The following is a 15,761-nucleotide window of genomic DNA, read 5'->3' on the forward strand; positions in this document are numbered from 1 at the left end:
CACCACCGACGAAGACGGCAACGAAATTGTCACCTTCGCCTTCCAGCCCGTCTAGAAAGGCCGCGCAACATGAGCAACTCCGCGAATGATGTAGCCATCATCGGCGTCGGCCTGCACCCGTTCGGCCGCTTCGACAAGACCGCGATGCAGATGGGCGCCGAGGCAATCCAATTCGCGCTCGAAGATGCGGGCCTGGAATGGAAGGACATCCAGTTCGGATTCGGCGGCAGCTATGAGGTCTCCAACCCGGATGCCGTCACCCGCCTGGTCGGGCTGACCGGCATCACGTTCACCAACGTGTTCAACGCCTGTGCCACCGCGGCCAGCGCCATTCAGCAGACCGCCGACACCATCCGGTTGGGCAAGTACGACATCGGCATCGCGATCGGCCTGGACAAACACCCGCGCGGCGCCTTCACCGACGACCCGGCCAAACTCGCATTGCCGCAGTGGTACGCCGAGAACGGCCAGTTCGTCACCACCAAGTTCTTCGGCATGAAGGCCAACCACTACATCCACAAGCACAACATCTCCGAGGAGACGCTGGCGCGGGTGGCCAACAAGAACTTCCGCAACGGTGAGCTGAACCCGAATGCGTTCCGGCGCAAGGAGATCTCGGTCGAGGAGATCATGGCCTCGCCGGTGCTGAACTACCCGCTGCGCCAGTACATGTTCTGCGCCCCCGACGAGGGTGCCGCGGCGGTGATCATGTGCCGTGCCGACATCGCGCACAAGTACACCGACAAGCCGGTGTATGTGCGGGCCAGCGAGATCCGCACACGCACCTACGGCGCCTACGAGGTGCACGGCACCTCGGCACCGCTGGATGAGGATCCCTCGCCGACGGTGTACGCGGCCAAGGCCGCTTATGAGGCCGCAGGTATCGGCCCCGAAGACGTCGACATCGCCCAGCTGCAGGACACCGACGCCGGCGCCGAGGTGATCCACATGGCCGAAACGGGACTGTGCGCCGACGGCGACCAGGAGAAGCTGCTGCTCGAAGGCGCGACGGAGATCAACGGCACGATGCCGGTCAACACCGACGGCGGCCTGATCGCCAACGGCGAGCCCATCGGCGCCTCGGGCCTGCGCCAGATGTACGAGCTCGTGCGTCAGTTACGCGGCGAGGCCGGCGAGCGGCAGGTACCGGGTAGTCCACGGGTCGGCCTGGCCCAGGTCTACGGCGCGCCAGGCACGGCCTCCGCGACCATCCTGTCGCTGTAGCTCGTCGAGCAGTCCCCCGCGAGCGGGAGGAGCCCCCAGTGAATGTCCCCCGCAACCACCGGTTCGGGGGACGTTCGCGTGCGCTCGGGCAGAGCCGGGCCTCAGGCCGGCAGTTCCAGCGGCTGCGGCTCACCTTCCAGGCGTCGCAGCCAGTCCTCGCAGAACTTCAGCACCTCGGCGTGACCTGCCGTCATTCCGAGCGCCTGCTCCATGACCATCACCCGCGACACACTGGCCGCGATGAACGTCCAGACGATCGGCGGCACCTCGGACGCGTCGACGCCGTAACGGCGCAACGCCCCCTCTATCGCCTTCGTCTCGGCGTCGCGGAACATCTCGGCGTAGCGGCCGATCTCCGCCCGCAACACCTTGCGGTGGTTGGCCAGGCCTGTCATCTCCATCGTCAAGCGCGTAGCGCTCGGATCTATGGAGAACCGCCACAACGCCCACAGCGGCTGCGGCGATTTCAGCGCCGCGGCCTGCGCGACCAATCCCTCTTCGGCACGCCGCACGAACACCGCCAGAAACAGGTCGTCCATCGTCCGGAAGTAGTAGTGCACCAACTGGGGCTTGAGACCGGCTCGTTCGGCCACCCGCCGGGACGTGACCGCGACGTACCCTTCCTCGATCATCAGCGCCTCGGCGGCGTCCAACAGCACGATCCGGTTCTTCGCGTCGGGCGCCCCGATCCTTCGCGCCGATGCCATACCCGATCCTCCTCACGACTTGCCCCCGACAGCGTCTTGCTGATCGTAACTTTCGCTCGGCCACGTGACCTTGACCACGACTCTATCGCCATGCTAAGCAGGTGCTCAGCAATTGTCGAAAATTCTTCGCGCGGTGCAGCCCGTCGCGAAACCACCGCAGCGCATATCGATTTCGGGAGGCAGCGCACACCATGACCGAGACCAATTTCGACACTGTCGACTATTTCACCGACCAGTCGCTGGTGCCCGACCCGCACCCGTACTTCGACCACCTGCGCAGCAAGTGTCCGGTCGTGAAGGAACCGAATTACGGCGTCATGGCCATCACCGGGTTCGAGGAAGCCACCACGGTCCTCAAGGACACCAATCTCTTCTCATCGTGCATCGCGGTGGCCGGCCCGTTCCCGCCGCTGCCGTTCACACCCGAGGGCGACGACATCACCGAGCAGATTGCCGCGCACCGCTCGCAGATGCCGATGTTCGAGCACATGGTCACCATGGACCCACCTGACCACACCAACGCACGTTCCCTGCTCAATCGGCTGCTCACCCCGCGCCGGTTGAAGGAGAACGAGGACTTCATGTGGCGGCTGGCCGACCAGTGCCTCGACGACTTCATCGCCGACGGCAAGTGTGAATTCCTGAGCGCCTATGCAAAGCCCTTCTCCCTGTTGGTGATCGCCGACATGCTCGGCGTACCGGAAGAAGACCACGAGGAGTTCCGTACGGTGCTGGGCGCCCCCCGGCCCGGGGCTCAGGTCGGCTCCCTCGACGGTGACCTCGTCGCCAGCAATCCGTTGGAATGGCTCGACGAGAAGTTCAGCCGTTACCTCGAAGACCGTCGGAAAGAACCGCGCGACGACGTGCTGACGGCTCTCGCCACGGCGAACTACCCGGACGGTTCTGTACCGCCCATCATCGAGGTCGTTCGGTCCGCGACATTCCTGTTCGCGGCCGGCCAGGAGACCACCACCAAACTGCTGTCGGCGTCGTTGCGCGTGCTCGGCGACCGCCCGGACATCCAGCAGGCCCTGCGCGACGACCGCAGCCGCATCCCGACTTTCGTGGAGGAAGCGCTGCGGATGGACGCCCCGGTCAAGAGCCAGTTCCGGCTGGCGAAGAAGAACACCAAGCTCGGCGACATCGAGGTGCCGGCCGGTACCACCCTCATGGTGTGCCCGGGCGCGGTGAACCGCGACCCCGTCCGATTCGAGGACCCGCACACCTTCAGCCTGGATCGCAAGAACGTACGTGAGCACATCGCATTCGGCCGCGGCGTGCACAGCTGCCCGGGTGGCCCGCTGGCCCGCGTCGAGGGCCGGGTGTCGCTGGAACGCATCCTGGACCGGATGTCCGACATCGGTATCGACGAGGAATTCCACGGTCCCGCTGACGATCGTCGCTACAGCTACGAGCCGACGTTCATCCTGCGCGGCCTGACCGAGCTGAACATCACGTTCAAGCCCGTGCGCTGACGACCGCTCGACAGACGATTCCGCGTATCTCGCCTTCGCCGTATTTGCTATTCTCCGAATGCGAGAATAGCAATCTCGCTGGCGAAGACGAGATTCCGGTTTCGGCACGGCGATGCCTGGTCTCGTTCTATAGTCAGCCGACCAGTGCCGATCCGTGGAGGTGCCTGTGAAGTCCAGTTTGATCCGTATGGCGATGAGCGCCGCGCTCGGATTGGGGACTGCAATCGCTTTGGCACCGCCTTCACAGGCCATGTACTTCGGCAACTACGACGTGCACATGCCGGACCGCAGGGACTTCCACACCTGGATCTGGTCGGCGATCACGCCCTGCCACGATCCCGGGACCGACAATTTTCAGCATGACTGCATCACCATCATGACCGTTCCGCAGCCAGTCGCCAAGGCGGTCTCCAATCGTGGCGACGCCCGACTTGTCGACGGTCGCTACACCTTGACCATCGACGAGTTTTACGGACTCCGGTGCGGAGACATCTACTACGGACCCACGATCCCGACCCACGACGTCTACACGTGGGATGCGAACACCCTCTCAGGCGAGATGGTCTCTACGTTCGATGTCGGCTGCGACGGCGCCCCTGGCGGCTCCTTCACCTATCCGTTCACCCTGACGAGGATGTGATCGATGCGCTACCCGACTATCCGAGCCCTGACCGTTGCGACGGCCGCCGCGCTGGCGGCCGGCGCAATCGTCACCGCTGCACCGGCATTCGCCGATGAGCCCGGGCCGGCTGGTCCACCACTGCATCACGTGCAGTACACCGTGACCGCCGACGCACCGTACTGGGCTCACATCTACTACCGCGACACCGACCCCGTGCAGTTCTCGGATTACAGCCACAATCCGTACGAGTTCAGCCCCAGAGCCGACGTGGACGTCGCACCGGACAAGCCATGGGTCTTCGACGCGATGCTCGCCGATCCGGACCTGTGGGCCATGGTCCTGGTGCAGAGCGGTGAGTCACCCAATCTTCCGACGCCCGGGTTCAACTGCAAGCTGACAGTCGACGGCGTGGTGGTCAAGACCAACAGCGGCCCCAAGGGCGCGTTGTGTTCGATCCGAAACTGGTAGACGCACTCACGAAAACGAAAGAGGGCCACACGATTCGCGTGGCCCTCTTTCGTTCTAGATGATCACCTATGCGTCGCCGCGCAGCCAGCGGGTCTCACCGTTCATCGGTACGCAGCTCAGGAACAGCCCGTCTGGGGCCTGTGCCACCGAGTTCTGTTCGTTGATGCACAGACTGTTCTCATCTCTGATCCCCACCATCGGTGGGGAACGGAACCATCTCGGCTCGTAGCGCCGCGGCGAACCGCAGAACACCAGCCGGCCCCACCCATTGCGCGCGTCCACCCCGAACACGTAGTAGGCGGTGTTGTCACAGGGAGCGCCCAGCACCGCGTTCGGGTTGATACCCGGCGTGCAAAACGCGTCATTACATGTCTGCGGACCCGCATTTGCCTGCGGAGCAGCCAGCATCCCGGCGACAATCATTGAAGCGGTCGCCATCACCGTCACACGCACGTTGCTACTTTCGCATAGCTGGAAATCAAACTCTCGGTTTTAGAGAATATTACTACGAATGGCCCGCCGCTGATCCTCAGGCCGGCAGCACGCTGGGGTGGCCTGGCTGAATTGATCGTGGACCAGGCACTGATAGTGATATTCTCCGAAACTGAGAACAGGGCTACCACCTCGTCAGGTTGGCCAGAAGGAGCGGTTCATGTCAGTCTCCCGGGTAAGCGCTGCTGCGGTGGCCGTCGCCGCCGCAGCGACCGTCAGCCTGAGCGGCGCCGCCCCCGCGGTCGCCGGCGAACAGTGGGGTATCAACGGCAGCTTCGCCACATCGTCCAATGGCGCGTGGGCCAAGATCAACGACCGCTACGAGGAGCAACCGTCGCTCCGGAGCAACTGGACCATCTCGACCCAGTGCATCTCCCCCACCGAATGCAGCGGCACGGTGACAAGCGACGCAGGCTGGTCCGCGCCGGTCTACACGACCAACGGCCTCTGGTACGTGAAACGGGTCGTACCCAACTGGCGCTTCTGCGCCGATGGCACGCCCATCGAGGGCCTGCAGATCTACAAGTTCTACCCGGTGGGCTTCGACGGGCACGTGGACCAGTCCTCATCCGAATATGCCGGCGAGGACATGACCAAGGGCCCCAGCGGATCATGTGGGCGCAATCAGTGGCCCGCTGTCCGGATGCCGTTCTACATGCGGCCCGCCTAGCTGCCGACAGCGTCAAATCAACGTCAAAGCTCAAGACAGACAAAAGGACTGGCCCCGGGCTATTGCCCGGGGCCAGTTCTTTTCGCACGATCCGCTAGGTCGGCATCAGGTCCTGCCACGTCTTGGGCGTGGACACGAGATCCGTCTGCTTGTACAGATTGCCGTCGCTGCCCATGTACTCGCCCGTGCGCGGGTTGTACTTGGCGATCGCCACTGACGGCCCGCTTCCGGCACCGCCCTTGAACGCGCTCGGCGCCACTCCCGGTTCCGCCGGCATGGGGACCTCCGGAGCATCCGGAAAAACCCCTTGGCCATGCGGGACGGGCGGAAGCTCAGTTGCCTGCGGCTTGTCCGCCTCAGGCACCGGAACCGCGTTGGGATCGCCTGCCGGAGGCGGTGGCACGCCGGGCACCGGTGGCTCCAGGTACATCGGCTGACCCGGCAGCATCGACCCCGGATTGGTCCCGGCGAAATTCGGCGCCGGCTGTGGTTCGGGCGCTGCGCCGGGCGGTGGAGCGGTCACCCCCGGAGGCAGAGGGGTGCCGCCGAGCGGCCCGAAGATCTTCTCGTCCGGCAGCACCCGGGTATCCGGGGGCACGCCCTGCGCGATCAGACTAGGGTCGAGCGGGTACGGACCAAGTGCATGCTGACGCTGGGCGATGGGCTGAAATCCCTTGGGATCATTGCACAATTTGACCGTCGGAGCCCGCTTGCCCGGGTGGCCCATACACGGGTAGTTGCGCGCGCCACGGACGCCGATAGGCGAATCCTGTGGCAACTTGCAGTAGATGTCGTCCGGGGTGTCGATCACGGTCGTGTCGGCCGGGGAGCGCCAGGACGACGGCGGCAGGAATCCGACTGTGCAGGTCGGCGGATCACCCAGGCCCAGCGAGAAGTCGGCCATCGGCAGACCGCTCGTGTTGTTGGTGTGCGCATAGGTCTGCAGCTGAGCGACGTACGGCGGCAACAGCACCAGCAGTTGCTCGATCGACGGGTTGTAGGTGACCGCGATCTGACCGAACGTGCTCAGATTCGCCAACAACACCGGCAAAGTCGGCTTGATCTGGTCGAGCAGCTTGGTGGTCTCCTGGGCGAAACCGGGACCGTTGCGCAGCAGCGACCGCACCTCGGGATCATTCTCGGCCACCTGCCCGGTGATGCCGGCCAAGCTGGCCGCCCAGGTCCGGATCGAATCGGTGGTCTGAGCTTGCGCGTCAAGGAAGGGCTTGGAGTCATCGATCAACGCCCGCGTCTGATCTGAGACCGCGTTGGAGTCCCTGGTGATCGTCGAAGCCGAATCCAGCAACGAGCCGAAGTCGTAGCCGGTTCCGTTGAACGCATTGTAGGACTCGTCCAGCAGCTGGCTCAGCTTGTCCTTCGGGATGGTGTCCACGAGGGCGCTGAGCTGATCGAGCATCGGACCGACCTGCTGCGGAATCTTGGTGTTCGACATCGCGATCACTGAACCGTTGTCCAGGTAGGGCCCAGAGTTGGTGCGCGGCAACAGCTCAACGTACTGCTCGCCGACCGCCGACATGCTGCGGACCTCGGCGGCCAGGTCCGCCGGCACCTTCGGCGAGCGGTCCAGGGACAGCGTCGCCTCAGCCCCTTTGTCGGTCAGCTCGACCGACGTGACCTTGCCGATCTGGGACCCGCGATAGGTGACATTGCTGAACTGGTAGAGACCGCCGGTCGCCGGCAGTTCCATCTTCACGGTGATGCGACCAATGCCGAGCAGCGTCGGCACCTGCATGTAGGCGAACAGCATGACGGCCACACCGACCACGGAGGCGACGGTGAAGAGAATCAGCTGAGTCCGGATGAAGCGGGTGAGCATTTATCCGCCACCCCCTGTCGGTGGAGTAGGTGCAGTAGGTGGTGCCGGCTGTTCCGCTGGTGCCGGACCGCCTTGCTGCGCATAGGGTCCGGCGAACACGGATGTCGATGGACTCGGCGGTGCAGCAGGCTGCGCCATGCCACCGGGCATGGTCATCGGCGCCGGAGGAACCACCGGGAGCACCGGGCCGGAGTAGGTCGGCGCCGGGAGATCCGGTGGTGGCGGTCCGTCCGGCGCCGGCGGCAACCCATCCGGCGGCGGCGGCGCGACCCCCGTCTTGAGTGGGTCATACGTGTAGTTCAGGTAGCTCGGATCCCCGGGCACCGGAACGTTTTGCGCGTCTCCCTGCTCCCAACGGGTGCCCATCATCAGACTGCGCTTGAGATGCGGGATGGTCATGTCGAAGTACGCAAAGAGGTTGTAGTAATCGCCACGGATGACCCGGTCCATGAAGCTCTGGGTGAACGGGAAATGCGGCGCATACTCGAGCACCGAATCCAGGTCCGGCCCGACGTTGGCCAAAGCCTTCAGTGCCGGCTCCAGGTTCTTCAGGTTCCTGACCAGATCAGCCTGCGACTCGTTGACGAATTGGTTGGCGGTGGCGCTGAAGGTACCGAGTTTCTGCAGCGCGGTGGTGAATCTTGGCCGCTCTTTGATCAACACGTCGAGTGCCGGGGGAATCTTCTCCAGCGCACGGGTGATGACATCGCGCTGCCCGGCAAAGGTCGAGGCCAGGCGGTTCAGCCCCTCGATGGAGGCAACGATGTTGTCGCGCTGGGCATCCAGAGCGCCGACGAACGTGTCCAGCCGGGTGAGCAGGTCACGGAAATCAGTTTCCCGACCGTTGATCGCGGCGCTGAAGTTGTGGATGACATCGCCCATCTGGCCCAGTCCGCCACCGTTCACCACAGCGGCCAGCGAGGACAACGTCTGCTCCGTCGTCGGATATGTCGATGAGTTGTTGAGCGCAATCGTCGCTCCCGGAGCGAGTTTTCCGTCGGGACCCTGCCCCGCGGGGGGGTTGATCGCCAGGTGCATCGAACCCAGGAGGCTGGTCTGCCCGACGCTGGCCACCACGTTGGCCGGCACCACAACGCCCGGCTTCACCGAGAACTCGACGTCGGCGTGCCAGTCCTTCACCGACAGGCTGCGCACGCTACCGACGACGACATCGTTCATCATCACCGGTGAATTCGGTTCCAGCGTAGCCACATTCGCGATCTCGACGTGGTAGACGCTGGAGTCCGCACCCCGGCCCACCGCCCCTGGGAGCGGCAGCGAGTTGACGCCTTGAAAGGCGCACCCGCTGGTCGTCAGCGCAACGCAGGATCCGACGGCGATCGCCAGTCGTACCGGCTTACCCCTGATCATGCTGGTGGCGTCCCTTCTGCTGGTGACGGTGCCGCAGGCGCCGGGGCTTCGGCGGGCAGCGGACCTGGCGCAGGTCCCGGCGGCGGACCCGGTTGTCCGCCAGTCGGATTGAGCATGTCCGAAACCGTGTTCGGCATGTTGGGCGGGTAGAACTCACCCCCCGGCAGCAGCTGCTGGGCCCCTGGCGGCGGCACCCCCGGCTCCCGGCCGGTGAACGGCGGAGGCGGCTCGGGGCCAGGATTGTAGGCCGAGATCGCCGGCGGGGTCTCGGGCGGAGTGGGTGACCCACCACTGCCGCCGGGCATCAGACTCGGTTCGGAGTACACGATCTGCTCAGGACTGGCCGATGGCATCAGGTAGGGCGAGATCGGGAACGGCAGGTAGTTGAAGTTGAGCAGCCGCAACGCCGGCCCGAGATACTGCGAGCAGAGTTTCGCGGTCTCCGGTGCGGTGGTGTTCTCGACGGCACCAATGGCGCCGCAGATGAACTCGACCGGGTTGGAGAAGTTGTTCATCACGAACTGACCGACGGCGCTGCCGGAGTCCGGGTTGTAGATGTTGTAGCCGTTCATGAACGCGTTGGGCGCGACGTGAAGCAGTTGCTCGATTTGCATCTTGTTGTCGACGAGGTTCTGGGTGACATTGGCCAGCCGCTGCACCTGCTCGGAAGTCTGATCACGACTTCCTGCGACGAACCGCTGCACGTCAACGACCGCCACCGACAAGTTCGTCAGCGCCGCATCGAGGTCTGACCGGCTGCCGTCGACCACGCTGGTCAGGGTCGCCAGCCGGTTCTGGAACTGCACCACCTGCTGGTTGCTGTCCCGCAGCGCGGTCATGAATGTCTGCAGGTTCTTGATGATGTCGACGATGTTGCCGCTGCCCTCGGCCAGCACTCGGGCCACGCCGGACAACTGCGAAATGGTCTGGCGCAGTTTGTCTCCGTTGCCGGCCATCGCGTCGGCTGTGCTGTTGATGAACCGCGACACCGACGTCCCGTCGACGCCACTCTGCGGGCCGAGGTCGGTGGACAGCCGCATCAGCTGTTCCTTGACCTGATCCCACTCCACCGGAACGGCGGTGTGGTCCAGGCCGATCACCGCGTCGTCAGGCAGCGTGGGGCCACTCGACCGGTAGGCGGGCGCGAGCTGCACATAACGTGCGGCGACCAGGTTCTGGGCCACGATCACTGCTTTGGCGTCCGCGGGGATCGGCAAGTCATGGTCGACCTTGAGGGTCACCCGGGTTTGGGTGCCCTCGGGCTTGATGGACTCGATGGTGCCGACCTTGACGCCGGAGACTCGGACATCGTCACCCGGGTAGACGCCGGTGGCCGAGGTGAACAGAGCGGAGATGGTCTTCTGCCCGAAGAAGGCCTGGCGCAGCAGCACTGCCGCGCCGACGACCAGCAGCGCCACCAACGCCACCGCCAGCCATTTTCCGAGACGTCTGCGGTTCATCAGCGTGAACCTCCGGGAATTCCGTTGTAGGGCAGGGGAAATTCGGCGCGCGGGCCGGCATTGTCCGGCGGCTGACCGGCATTCTCCCCGCGCCGGAACCCGAACGCGTAGTCGAAGAACGGCTGCAGCAGCTGAGCCGGCTGCAGGTTGGGAACGTAGGCGTTGTAGTACGCCCCGTTCGCCAGGGTCTCAGCCTGGGACAACTGGAACTTGTTCAAGTTCGGCAACGCCTTGCTGATGTTGTCACGGTTGCGTTCCAGCATCGCGGTGACCGAGTTGAGCCGCTTGAGCGTCGGCGCCAGTTGCGCCTCGTTGTCGGCGACCAGTCCGCTGAGTTGCTGCGAGACAGCCGCCGTGTTGGCGAGCAGATCGACGAGGGCCTGGCGCCGGTCGTTGAGCACGCCGAGCAGATCATTGGCGTTGAGGATCAACGTGTTCAGCTGATCGCTGCGCTGTGACAAAACCACGGTCACGTCGGCGGCGCTCTTGAGCAGACTGGCCAGACTTTCGTTGCGGCCGTTGATCGATTTCGACAGCCGGCTCAGGCCGTCAAATGTCGGCCCGAGCTTCGGTGCCACCTGGTCGATGGTGGCCGACAGCGTGTCCAGGGACTGGTTCAGCGATGCCGTGTCGGTACCCGCCGAGTTGGTGGTCAGGTCGCTGACCACTTCGGTCAGTGAGTACGGCGACGACGTGCGCGACGTGGGGATCACATCGGTGGTGCGCAGCGAACCACTGCCGTCTGACTCCAACGTGAGCACCCGCTCACCCAGCAGTGAACCTGTGCGGATGTGCGCGGTGGTCAGCGAACCCAGGGGGTACTTGCCCTCGGTGGTGAAGGTGACCAACGCGTCGCCGTTCTCCAACGACACGTCGGTGACTGCACCGACCTTGATCCCCGACAGCGTGACGTCATTGCCGACGGCGATGCCGCCGGCTTCGCTGAACAGTGCCTGATGACGCACCGAGGAGGCCCATTGCTGCAGCCGCTCGGGCTGTAGCCCTACGGCGATGATGAGCATCATCAGCACGACGCCGATGAAACCCGCCTTGATCAGATTTGATTCGCGGTACTTAAGCATCAGGGCTCCGCGCACCTCCCGCCTTCTTGTTTGATCATCGGGAAGTGCGCAGTGCGCCCCTGCAGATCGGTGACACGGATGGAAAGTCCGCAGATGTAGTACATGATCCAGCTGCCGTAGGAACCCAGCCGGGCCAGCTTGCGGAAGTTGTCGGGGGCCTTCTGCAGGCCTCGGTCCAGGACGATCTGGTGGTCGTCGAGCAACGGCGCCAGTCGGTTCATCTGATCTACGGTGCCCTTGAGCGGCGGCCGCGCCTCGGTAAGCAGGCTGGCGAGCGAGGCCGTTCCGTTGTCCAGCTGGGTCACCGCGGTGCCCAGTGGATCTCGATCCTGCGACAAACCGCTGATCAACTGTTCGAGGCGGTCGACGGTGCCGTCGAACTTCTTGCCGTCCTTGGCCAGCGTTCCGACGACCACGTTCAGGTTGTCGATCAGCTGCTGGATGACCTGGTCGTTGTTGGCCAACGTATTCGAGAACGACGAGGTCTTGCTCAGCAGCGAATCCAGGGTGTCGCCCTGTCCTTGGAAGATCTGGATGAGCGACGACGTCAACGCGTTGACGTCCTGAGGGTTGAGCCCCTGAATCACCGGGCGCAGGCCGCCGAGCAGCAGATCGAGGTCCAGCGCGCTTGCGGTGCGGTCCTTGGGAATCTGAGATCCGGCGGGCAGCAGTTTCGTCGAGCCGGGGCTGTCGACCAGTTCCAGGTAGCGGTCCCCGACCAGGTTCAGGTAGCGAATCGCGGCCTTGGTGCTGGTGGTCAGCGCGACGTTGCGGTCGGTGTCGAAGTCGACCTTCACCGACTTGTCCGGTTGCAGTGAAACGCTTTTCACGGTTCCCACCCGCACCCCGGCAACCCGCACCGAGTCTCCGGACTCCAGCCGTGACGCGTCACCGAAGACGGCCGAATAACCCGAGTAGGAACCGCCGCGGTACTCCGAGAACGTCATGAACAGGAAGGTCGTGAGCACAGCCATCACCACGGCGAAGGACGCGAACTTGATGAAAGTGCTTCTGCCGCGCTTCATCCCGGTTGTCCGATCTGCATGGTGTTACGTGGCGGTCCGTCGAGCGGGCCGAACAGCGTCTGCTTGAGCCCGTCGGAGTTCAGCAAGATGCCCTGGTTGCCGTACTGCCACGGGTTGGCGTTGGTGTCGGTGACGAGGTACTTCGCCTTGTTGCCGAATCCGATGTACGGCAAGCCCATGCAGTGCGGACCGCCCTTGGCCGCGACCTTCGGCAAGTTCGCCGGGTAGCGGTACCGCTCGATACCGAGCGTGAAGGCCACGTTGACCACGACGCCGGGTTCCGGCTGGGGCGGTGTTTTGGCCATGTAATTCATGCCCTTGAGGCCGCACTCGATTCCGGGTGCGTACTCGTTCAGCAGATCGGTGGTGGGCGCCAACAGGTTCAGCGTGGTGCTGAGCGCCTGACGGTTACCGCCGATGACATCGTTACCCGCGTCGGCCAGGCCGATCGAGCTGACCAGGAAGTTGTCCAGGTTCTGCTGCTCGTCGACGATGCTGTCGCTGAGCCGGTTGGTGTTGTCAAAGGTCTTGAGCAGGTCCGGTGCCGCGTCGCCGTAGGCCTTCGACACCGCAGCCATGGCCTCGATGTCGGCGGTCAGATTGGGCAAGCTGGGCTCGATCTTCTTCAGCACCGCGTCGAAGTCAGACAGGGACTGCCCCATCGCCTCGCCGCGCCCCGAGAACGCCGACGACAGCGCCCCGAGGGTCTGGTTCAGCTTTGCCGGGTCGATCTTGTTCAGGACATTGGTCAATTGCTGGAAGACCGTGTTCATCTCAACGGTGACGTGGTCGCCCTGCAGCGTCTGGCCTGGGCGGAGCTTGTCAGGGGACGGGTTGTCCGGCGCGACGAGCTGGACGTACTTGGCGCCGAATACGGTGGTCGAGGCGATGTCGGCCTGGACGTTGCCGGGGATCAGGCGTAGCTGCGCGGGGTTCATCGCCAAGTGCAGCACGGCCTTGCCGTCGGCACGCTGCTCGATCGAGCTGACGCTGCCGACCTGGACACCGCGCATCTTCACCTTGGCGTCGGGGTTCATCACCAGGCCTGCGCGATCCGAGATCAGGGTGATCGGCTCGGTCTTGGTGAAGCTGCCGCGGAACAGTGCGACCGCCAAGGCGAAGATCAGGCCTATCCCGACCACGGTCGCCAGACCGGCCAGTGGCCGCGCTGAACCGCCCGCACCGAAGCTGCGTCCGGGGCGTGCTGCCACCGGCGCCGCGTTACTTGTGGTTTCGGACCGGTGGGCTGGGCCCGGTCCAACGTTTCGTGTCAACTCTTCGTCCTAACCCGACAGGTTGAAGTTGCCGTTGGAGCCGTAGACCGACAGTGACACCAGGAGGGTCACCGAGACCACGACGATCAGTGAGGTACGGACGGCGTTGCCGACCGCCACCCCGACTCCGGAGGGTCCACCGGAGGCGAAATAGCCGAAGTAGGTGTGGATCAGCAGGATGGTGATGGCCATCAGGATGGCCTGCAGGAACGACCACAGCAGGTCGATCGGATTGAGGAACGTCGTGAAGTAGTGGTCGTAGAGGCCGCCCGACTGCCCGAGCAGCACCACGGTGGTGAACTGGGAGGCGAGGAAGGACAGGATCACCGCGATGGCGTACAGCGGGGTGATGGCGATCATCCCGGCCACGATGCGGGTGGACACCAGATACTCGACCGGCCGGATCGCCATGGCCTCCAGCGCGTCGATCTCCTCGTTGATCCGCATCGCCCCGAGCTGGGCGGTCACGCCGGCGCCGAAGGTGGCGGCCAGGCCGATGCCCGCCACGACGGGCGCAGCGATCCGGACGTTGATGAAGGCGGCCAGGAATCCGGTCAGCGCCTCGATGCCGATGTTGCCCAGCGAGGAATAGCCCTGGATGGCGAGCACGCCGCCGGTGGCCAGGGTCAAGAACCCCACGATCACCACCGTGCCGCCGATCATGGCCAACGTGCCTGCACCCATGGAGATCTCGGCGATCAGCCGGATCAGTTCCTTGCGGTAGTGCATAGCCGCGTGCGGGGTGCCTGCCAGCGCCTTGAGGTAGAACAGCGTGTGATCGCCGATCCGGCTCAGCGTCGACACCGGCTTGTTGAACTGCCGGGTCACCCGCGGATACGTCGACCGCAGGATCGTCATGGTTCCCATATTCGCTACCTATCCCGACGTCATCCGGATACCGATGGCCGTGACGACCACGTTGATGACGAACAGCGCCATGAAGGCGTACACCACGGTCTCGTTGACCGCGTTGCCCACCGCCTTGGCGCCGCCACCGCTGATGGTCAAGCCGCGGTAACAGGCCACCAGCCCGGCGATCAGCCCGAACAGTGCCGCCTTGACGCACGAGATGATCACCTCGGGCACACCGGTCAACAGCGTGATGCCGGCCGCGAACGCACCCGGGTTCACATCCTGGATGAATACCGAGAACACATAGCCACCCAGAATGCCGATGATCACCACCAGGCTGTTGAGCAGCAAGGCCACCAGACCAGAGGCCAGCATTCGGGGGGTCACCAGGCGCTGAATCGGGTTGATGCCCAGCACCTCCATGGCGTCGATCTCCTCGCGGATCGTGCGTGATCCCAGATCCGCGCACATGGCGGTGGCTCCGGCACCGGCCACGATCAGCACCGTCACCATCGGTCCCAGCTGGGTCACCGCGCCGAAGGCCGCGCCCGCGCCCGACAGATCGGCCGCTCCCAGTTCGCGAAGCAGGATGTTGAGCGTGAAGCTCACCAGCACCGTGAACGGAATTGCCACCAACAGCGTCGGCGCCATCGACACCCGCGCCACAAACCAGCACTGCTCGAGGAACTCCCGCCACTGAAACGGCCTCACGAACACGAACCGCACCGCATCCAATGCCATCGAGAACAGCGCCCCGACGGCCTGCATGGGGCCCGACAGGCTGCGTACCAGAGGTACTCCGGTCGACCATTTATCTGCCATCAGAACTCCTGTCCCGGCAAGTGGCTGCCGGCACCGCGGTTGGTGCGCCGATGTTAAGTGCTTCAGCGCGCCGGTGCTCGAACAGATCTACTGCGTATGGTGCGGCCTGCGGCCCCAGCGGGGTCATGCCGCAACCCCGGATTCAGCACATGCCAACCGGCCGGTTGGGTATTTACTGATCCGGCTGTCATCCGAATTCAACTGAGCCCCAATATCGTTCACATACATCACGGCGTGAGAGTCCGGCGGCTCGACAACGGCCGGCAAGTACGAGGCGCGTTCGAGCATCTGACGCACCTCCTGCTTCCCGCTGATGTTCTGCGCTCCACCGGTCCCGCCGGCGAAGCCGGACAGACTTGCCCCCATGACTGCCCCCCGAC

At 64.4% G+C, this 15,761-nt stretch carries 16 protein-coding genes; 5 read left to right on the forward strand and 11 right to left on the reverse strand.

What is annotated here, in order from left to right; all coding sequences use genetic code 11:
• Window positions 1-69 precede the first annotated feature (69 nt).
• Window positions 70-1,224 carry a thiolase family protein gene (locus HBE63_RS15690; protein WP_166905557.1) on the forward strand — a complete coding sequence of 385 codons (1,155 nt, stop codon included), beginning with the start codon at window positions 70-72 and terminating at the stop codon, window positions 1,222-1,224.
• Window positions 1,225-1,325: 101 nt separating this feature from the next.
• Here the strand turns inward: HBE63_RS15690 and HBE63_RS15695 are convergent, their stop codons facing one another.
• A complete protein-coding gene (locus HBE63_RS15695) occupies window positions 1,326-1,931 on the reverse strand; it encodes a TetR/AcrR family transcriptional regulator (protein ID WP_166905558.1) in 606 nt (201 codons plus the stop codon).
• A 191-nt stretch (window positions 1,932-2,122) separates the two neighbouring features.
• Between HBE63_RS15695 and HBE63_RS15700 the strand changes: the two genes are divergently transcribed.
• From HBE63_RS15700 to HBE63_RS15710, 3 genes are all read left to right on the forward strand, one after another.
• Window positions 2,123-3,406 carry a cytochrome P450 gene (locus HBE63_RS15700; RefSeq protein ID WP_166905559.1) on the forward strand — a complete coding sequence of 428 codons (1,284 nt, stop codon included), beginning with the start codon at window positions 2,123-2,125 and terminating at the stop codon, window positions 3,404-3,406.
• Between the two features lie 166 nt (window positions 3,407-3,572).
• Window positions 3,573-4,046: a hypothetical protein gene (locus tag HBE63_RS15705; protein ID WP_371814758.1), complete on the forward strand. Its 474-nt coding sequence runs from the start codon at window positions 3,573-3,575 to the stop codon at window positions 4,044-4,046.
• Between the two features lie 3 nt (window positions 4,047-4,049).
• Window positions 4,050-4,496 carry a hypothetical protein gene (locus tag HBE63_RS15710; RefSeq protein ID WP_166905561.1) on the forward strand — a complete coding sequence of 149 codons (447 nt, stop codon included), beginning with the start codon at window positions 4,050-4,052 and terminating at the stop codon, window positions 4,494-4,496.
• Between the two features lie 66 nt (window positions 4,497-4,562).
• Here HBE63_RS15710 and HBE63_RS15715 read toward each other — a convergent pair whose 3' ends face one another.
• Window positions 4,563-4,934, reverse strand: a complete 372-nt coding sequence (locus HBE63_RS15715) for a hypothetical protein (RefSeq protein WP_243858737.1) — start codon at window positions 4,932-4,934, stop codon at window positions 4,563-4,565.
• 214 nt (window positions 4,935-5,148) lie between these two features.
• On the opposite strand from HBE63_RS15715, the gene HBE63_RS15720 reads away from it, so the two are divergent.
• A complete protein-coding gene (locus HBE63_RS15720) occupies window positions 5,149-5,658 on the forward strand; it encodes a hypothetical protein (RefSeq protein ID WP_166905563.1) in 510 nt (169 codons plus the stop codon).
• 94 nt (window positions 5,659-5,752) lie between these two features.
• Here HBE63_RS15720 and HBE63_RS15725 read toward each other — a convergent pair whose 3' ends face one another.
• The 9 genes from HBE63_RS15725 to HBE63_RS15765 all read right to left on the reverse strand — a co-directional run bounded on the left by HBE63_RS15725 (window position 5,753) and on the right by HBE63_RS15765 (window position 15,747).
• Window positions 5,753-7,495: an MCE family protein gene (locus tag HBE63_RS15725; protein WP_166905564.1), complete on the reverse strand. Its 1,743-nt coding sequence runs from the start codon at window positions 7,493-7,495 to the stop codon at window positions 5,753-5,755.
• Window positions 7,496-8,866 (reverse strand): MCE family protein, encoded by a 1,371-nt coding sequence (locus HBE63_RS15730; protein WP_166905565.1) that lies wholly within the window; start codon window positions 8,864-8,866, stop codon window positions 7,496-7,498.
• Entirely contained in the window at window positions 8,863-10,326 is a 1,464-nt protein-coding gene (locus HBE63_RS15735; protein ID WP_166905566.1) for an MCE family protein, read from the reverse strand. The genes HBE63_RS15730 and HBE63_RS15735 overlap by 4 nt, the downstream gene beginning before the upstream one ends.
• Complete coding sequence (locus HBE63_RS15740) at window positions 10,326-11,408, reverse strand: MCE family protein (RefSeq protein WP_166905567.1); 1,083 nt, start codon at window positions 11,406-11,408, stop codon at window positions 10,326-10,328. The genes HBE63_RS15735 and HBE63_RS15740 overlap by 1 nt, the downstream gene beginning before the upstream one ends.
• Window positions 11,408-12,433 (reverse strand): MCE family protein, encoded by a 1,026-nt coding sequence (locus HBE63_RS15745; protein WP_166905568.1) that lies wholly within the window; start codon window positions 12,431-12,433, stop codon window positions 11,408-11,410. The genes HBE63_RS15740 and HBE63_RS15745 overlap by 1 nt, the downstream gene beginning before the upstream one ends.
• Entirely contained in the window at window positions 12,430-13,707 is a 1,278-nt protein-coding gene (locus HBE63_RS15750) for an MCE family protein (RefSeq protein ID WP_166905569.1), read from the reverse strand. Before HBE63_RS15750 ends, HBE63_RS15745 begins: the two co-directional genes overlap by 4 nt.
• A 9-nt stretch (window positions 13,708-13,716) precedes the next feature.
• A complete protein-coding gene (locus HBE63_RS15755; protein ID WP_166905570.1) occupies window positions 13,717-14,574 on the reverse strand; it encodes an ABC transporter permease in 858 nt (285 codons plus the stop codon).
• A 9-nt stretch (window positions 14,575-14,583) separates the two neighbouring features.
• Window positions 14,584-15,381, reverse strand: a complete 798-nt coding sequence (locus HBE63_RS15760) for an ABC transporter permease (RefSeq protein ID WP_166905571.1) — start codon at window positions 15,379-15,381, stop codon at window positions 14,584-14,586.
• A gap of 123 nt (window positions 15,382-15,504) precedes the next feature.
• The gene (locus tag HBE63_RS15765) at window positions 15,505-15,747 is read right to left on the reverse strand and encodes a hypothetical protein (RefSeq protein WP_166905572.1); all 243 of its coding nucleotides are present in this window, start codon (window positions 15,745-15,747) and stop codon (window positions 15,505-15,507) included.
• Window positions 15,748-15,761 lie beyond the last annotated feature (14 nt).

The sequence above is a fragment of the Mycobacterium sp. DL440 genome (assembly GCF_011745145.1).
In the GTDB taxonomy this organism is placed as follows: domain Bacteria; phylum Actinomycetota; class Actinomycetes; order Mycobacteriales; family Mycobacteriaceae; genus Mycobacterium.

Bases quoted from the DNA above. Each gene is read 5' to 3' on its own strand.
- HBE63_RS15740 (WP_166905567.1), bottom strand. From the start codon at position 11,408: ATGCTTAAGTACCGCGAATCAAATCTGATCAAGGCGGGTTTCATCGGC.
- HBE63_RS15755 (WP_166905570.1), bottom strand. From the start codon at position 14,574: ATGGGAACCATGACGATCCTGCGGTCGACGTATCCGCGGGTGACCCGG.
- HBE63_RS15735 (WP_166905566.1), bottom strand. From the start codon at position 10,326: ATGAACCGCAGACGTCTCGGAAAATGGCTGGCGGTGGCGTTGGTGGCG.
- HBE63_RS15695 (WP_166905558.1), bottom strand. From the start codon at position 1,931: ATGGCATCGGCGCGAAGGATCGGGGCGCCCGACGCGAAGAACCGGATC.
- HBE63_RS15710 (WP_166905561.1), top strand. From the start codon at position 4,050: ATGCGCTACCCGACTATCCGAGCCCTGACCGTTGCGACGGCCGCCGCG.
- HBE63_RS15690 (WP_166905557.1), top strand. From the start codon at position 70: ATGAGCAACTCCGCGAATGATGTAGCCATCATCGGCGTCGGCCTGCAC.
- HBE63_RS15725 (WP_166905564.1), bottom strand. From the start codon at position 7,495: ATGCTCACCCGCTTCATCCGGACTCAGCTGATTCTCTTCACCGTCGCC.
- HBE63_RS15745 (WP_166905568.1), bottom strand. From the start codon at position 12,433: ATGAAGCGCGGCAGAAGCACTTTCATCAAGTTCGCGTCCTTCGCCGTG.
- HBE63_RS15715 (WP_243858737.1), bottom strand. From the start codon at position 4,934: ATGGCGACCGCTTCAATGATTGTCGCCGGGATGCTGGCTGCTCCGCAG.
- HBE63_RS15700 (WP_166905559.1), top strand. From the start codon at position 2,123: ATGACCGAGACCAATTTCGACACTGTCGACTATTTCACCGACCAGTCG.
- HBE63_RS15720 (WP_166905563.1), top strand. From the start codon at position 5,149: ATGTCAGTCTCCCGGGTAAGCGCTGCTGCGGTGGCCGTCGCCGCCGCA.
- HBE63_RS15730 (WP_166905565.1), bottom strand. From the start codon at position 8,866: ATGATCAGGGGTAAGCCGGTACGACTGGCGATCGCCGTCGGATCCTGC.
- HBE63_RS15765 (WP_166905572.1), bottom strand. From the start codon at position 15,747: ATGGGGGCAAGTCTGTCCGGCTTCGCCGGCGGGACCGGTGGAGCGCAG.
- HBE63_RS15760 (WP_166905571.1), bottom strand. From the start codon at position 15,381: ATGGCAGATAAATGGTCGACCGGAGTACCTCTGGTACGCAGCCTGTCG.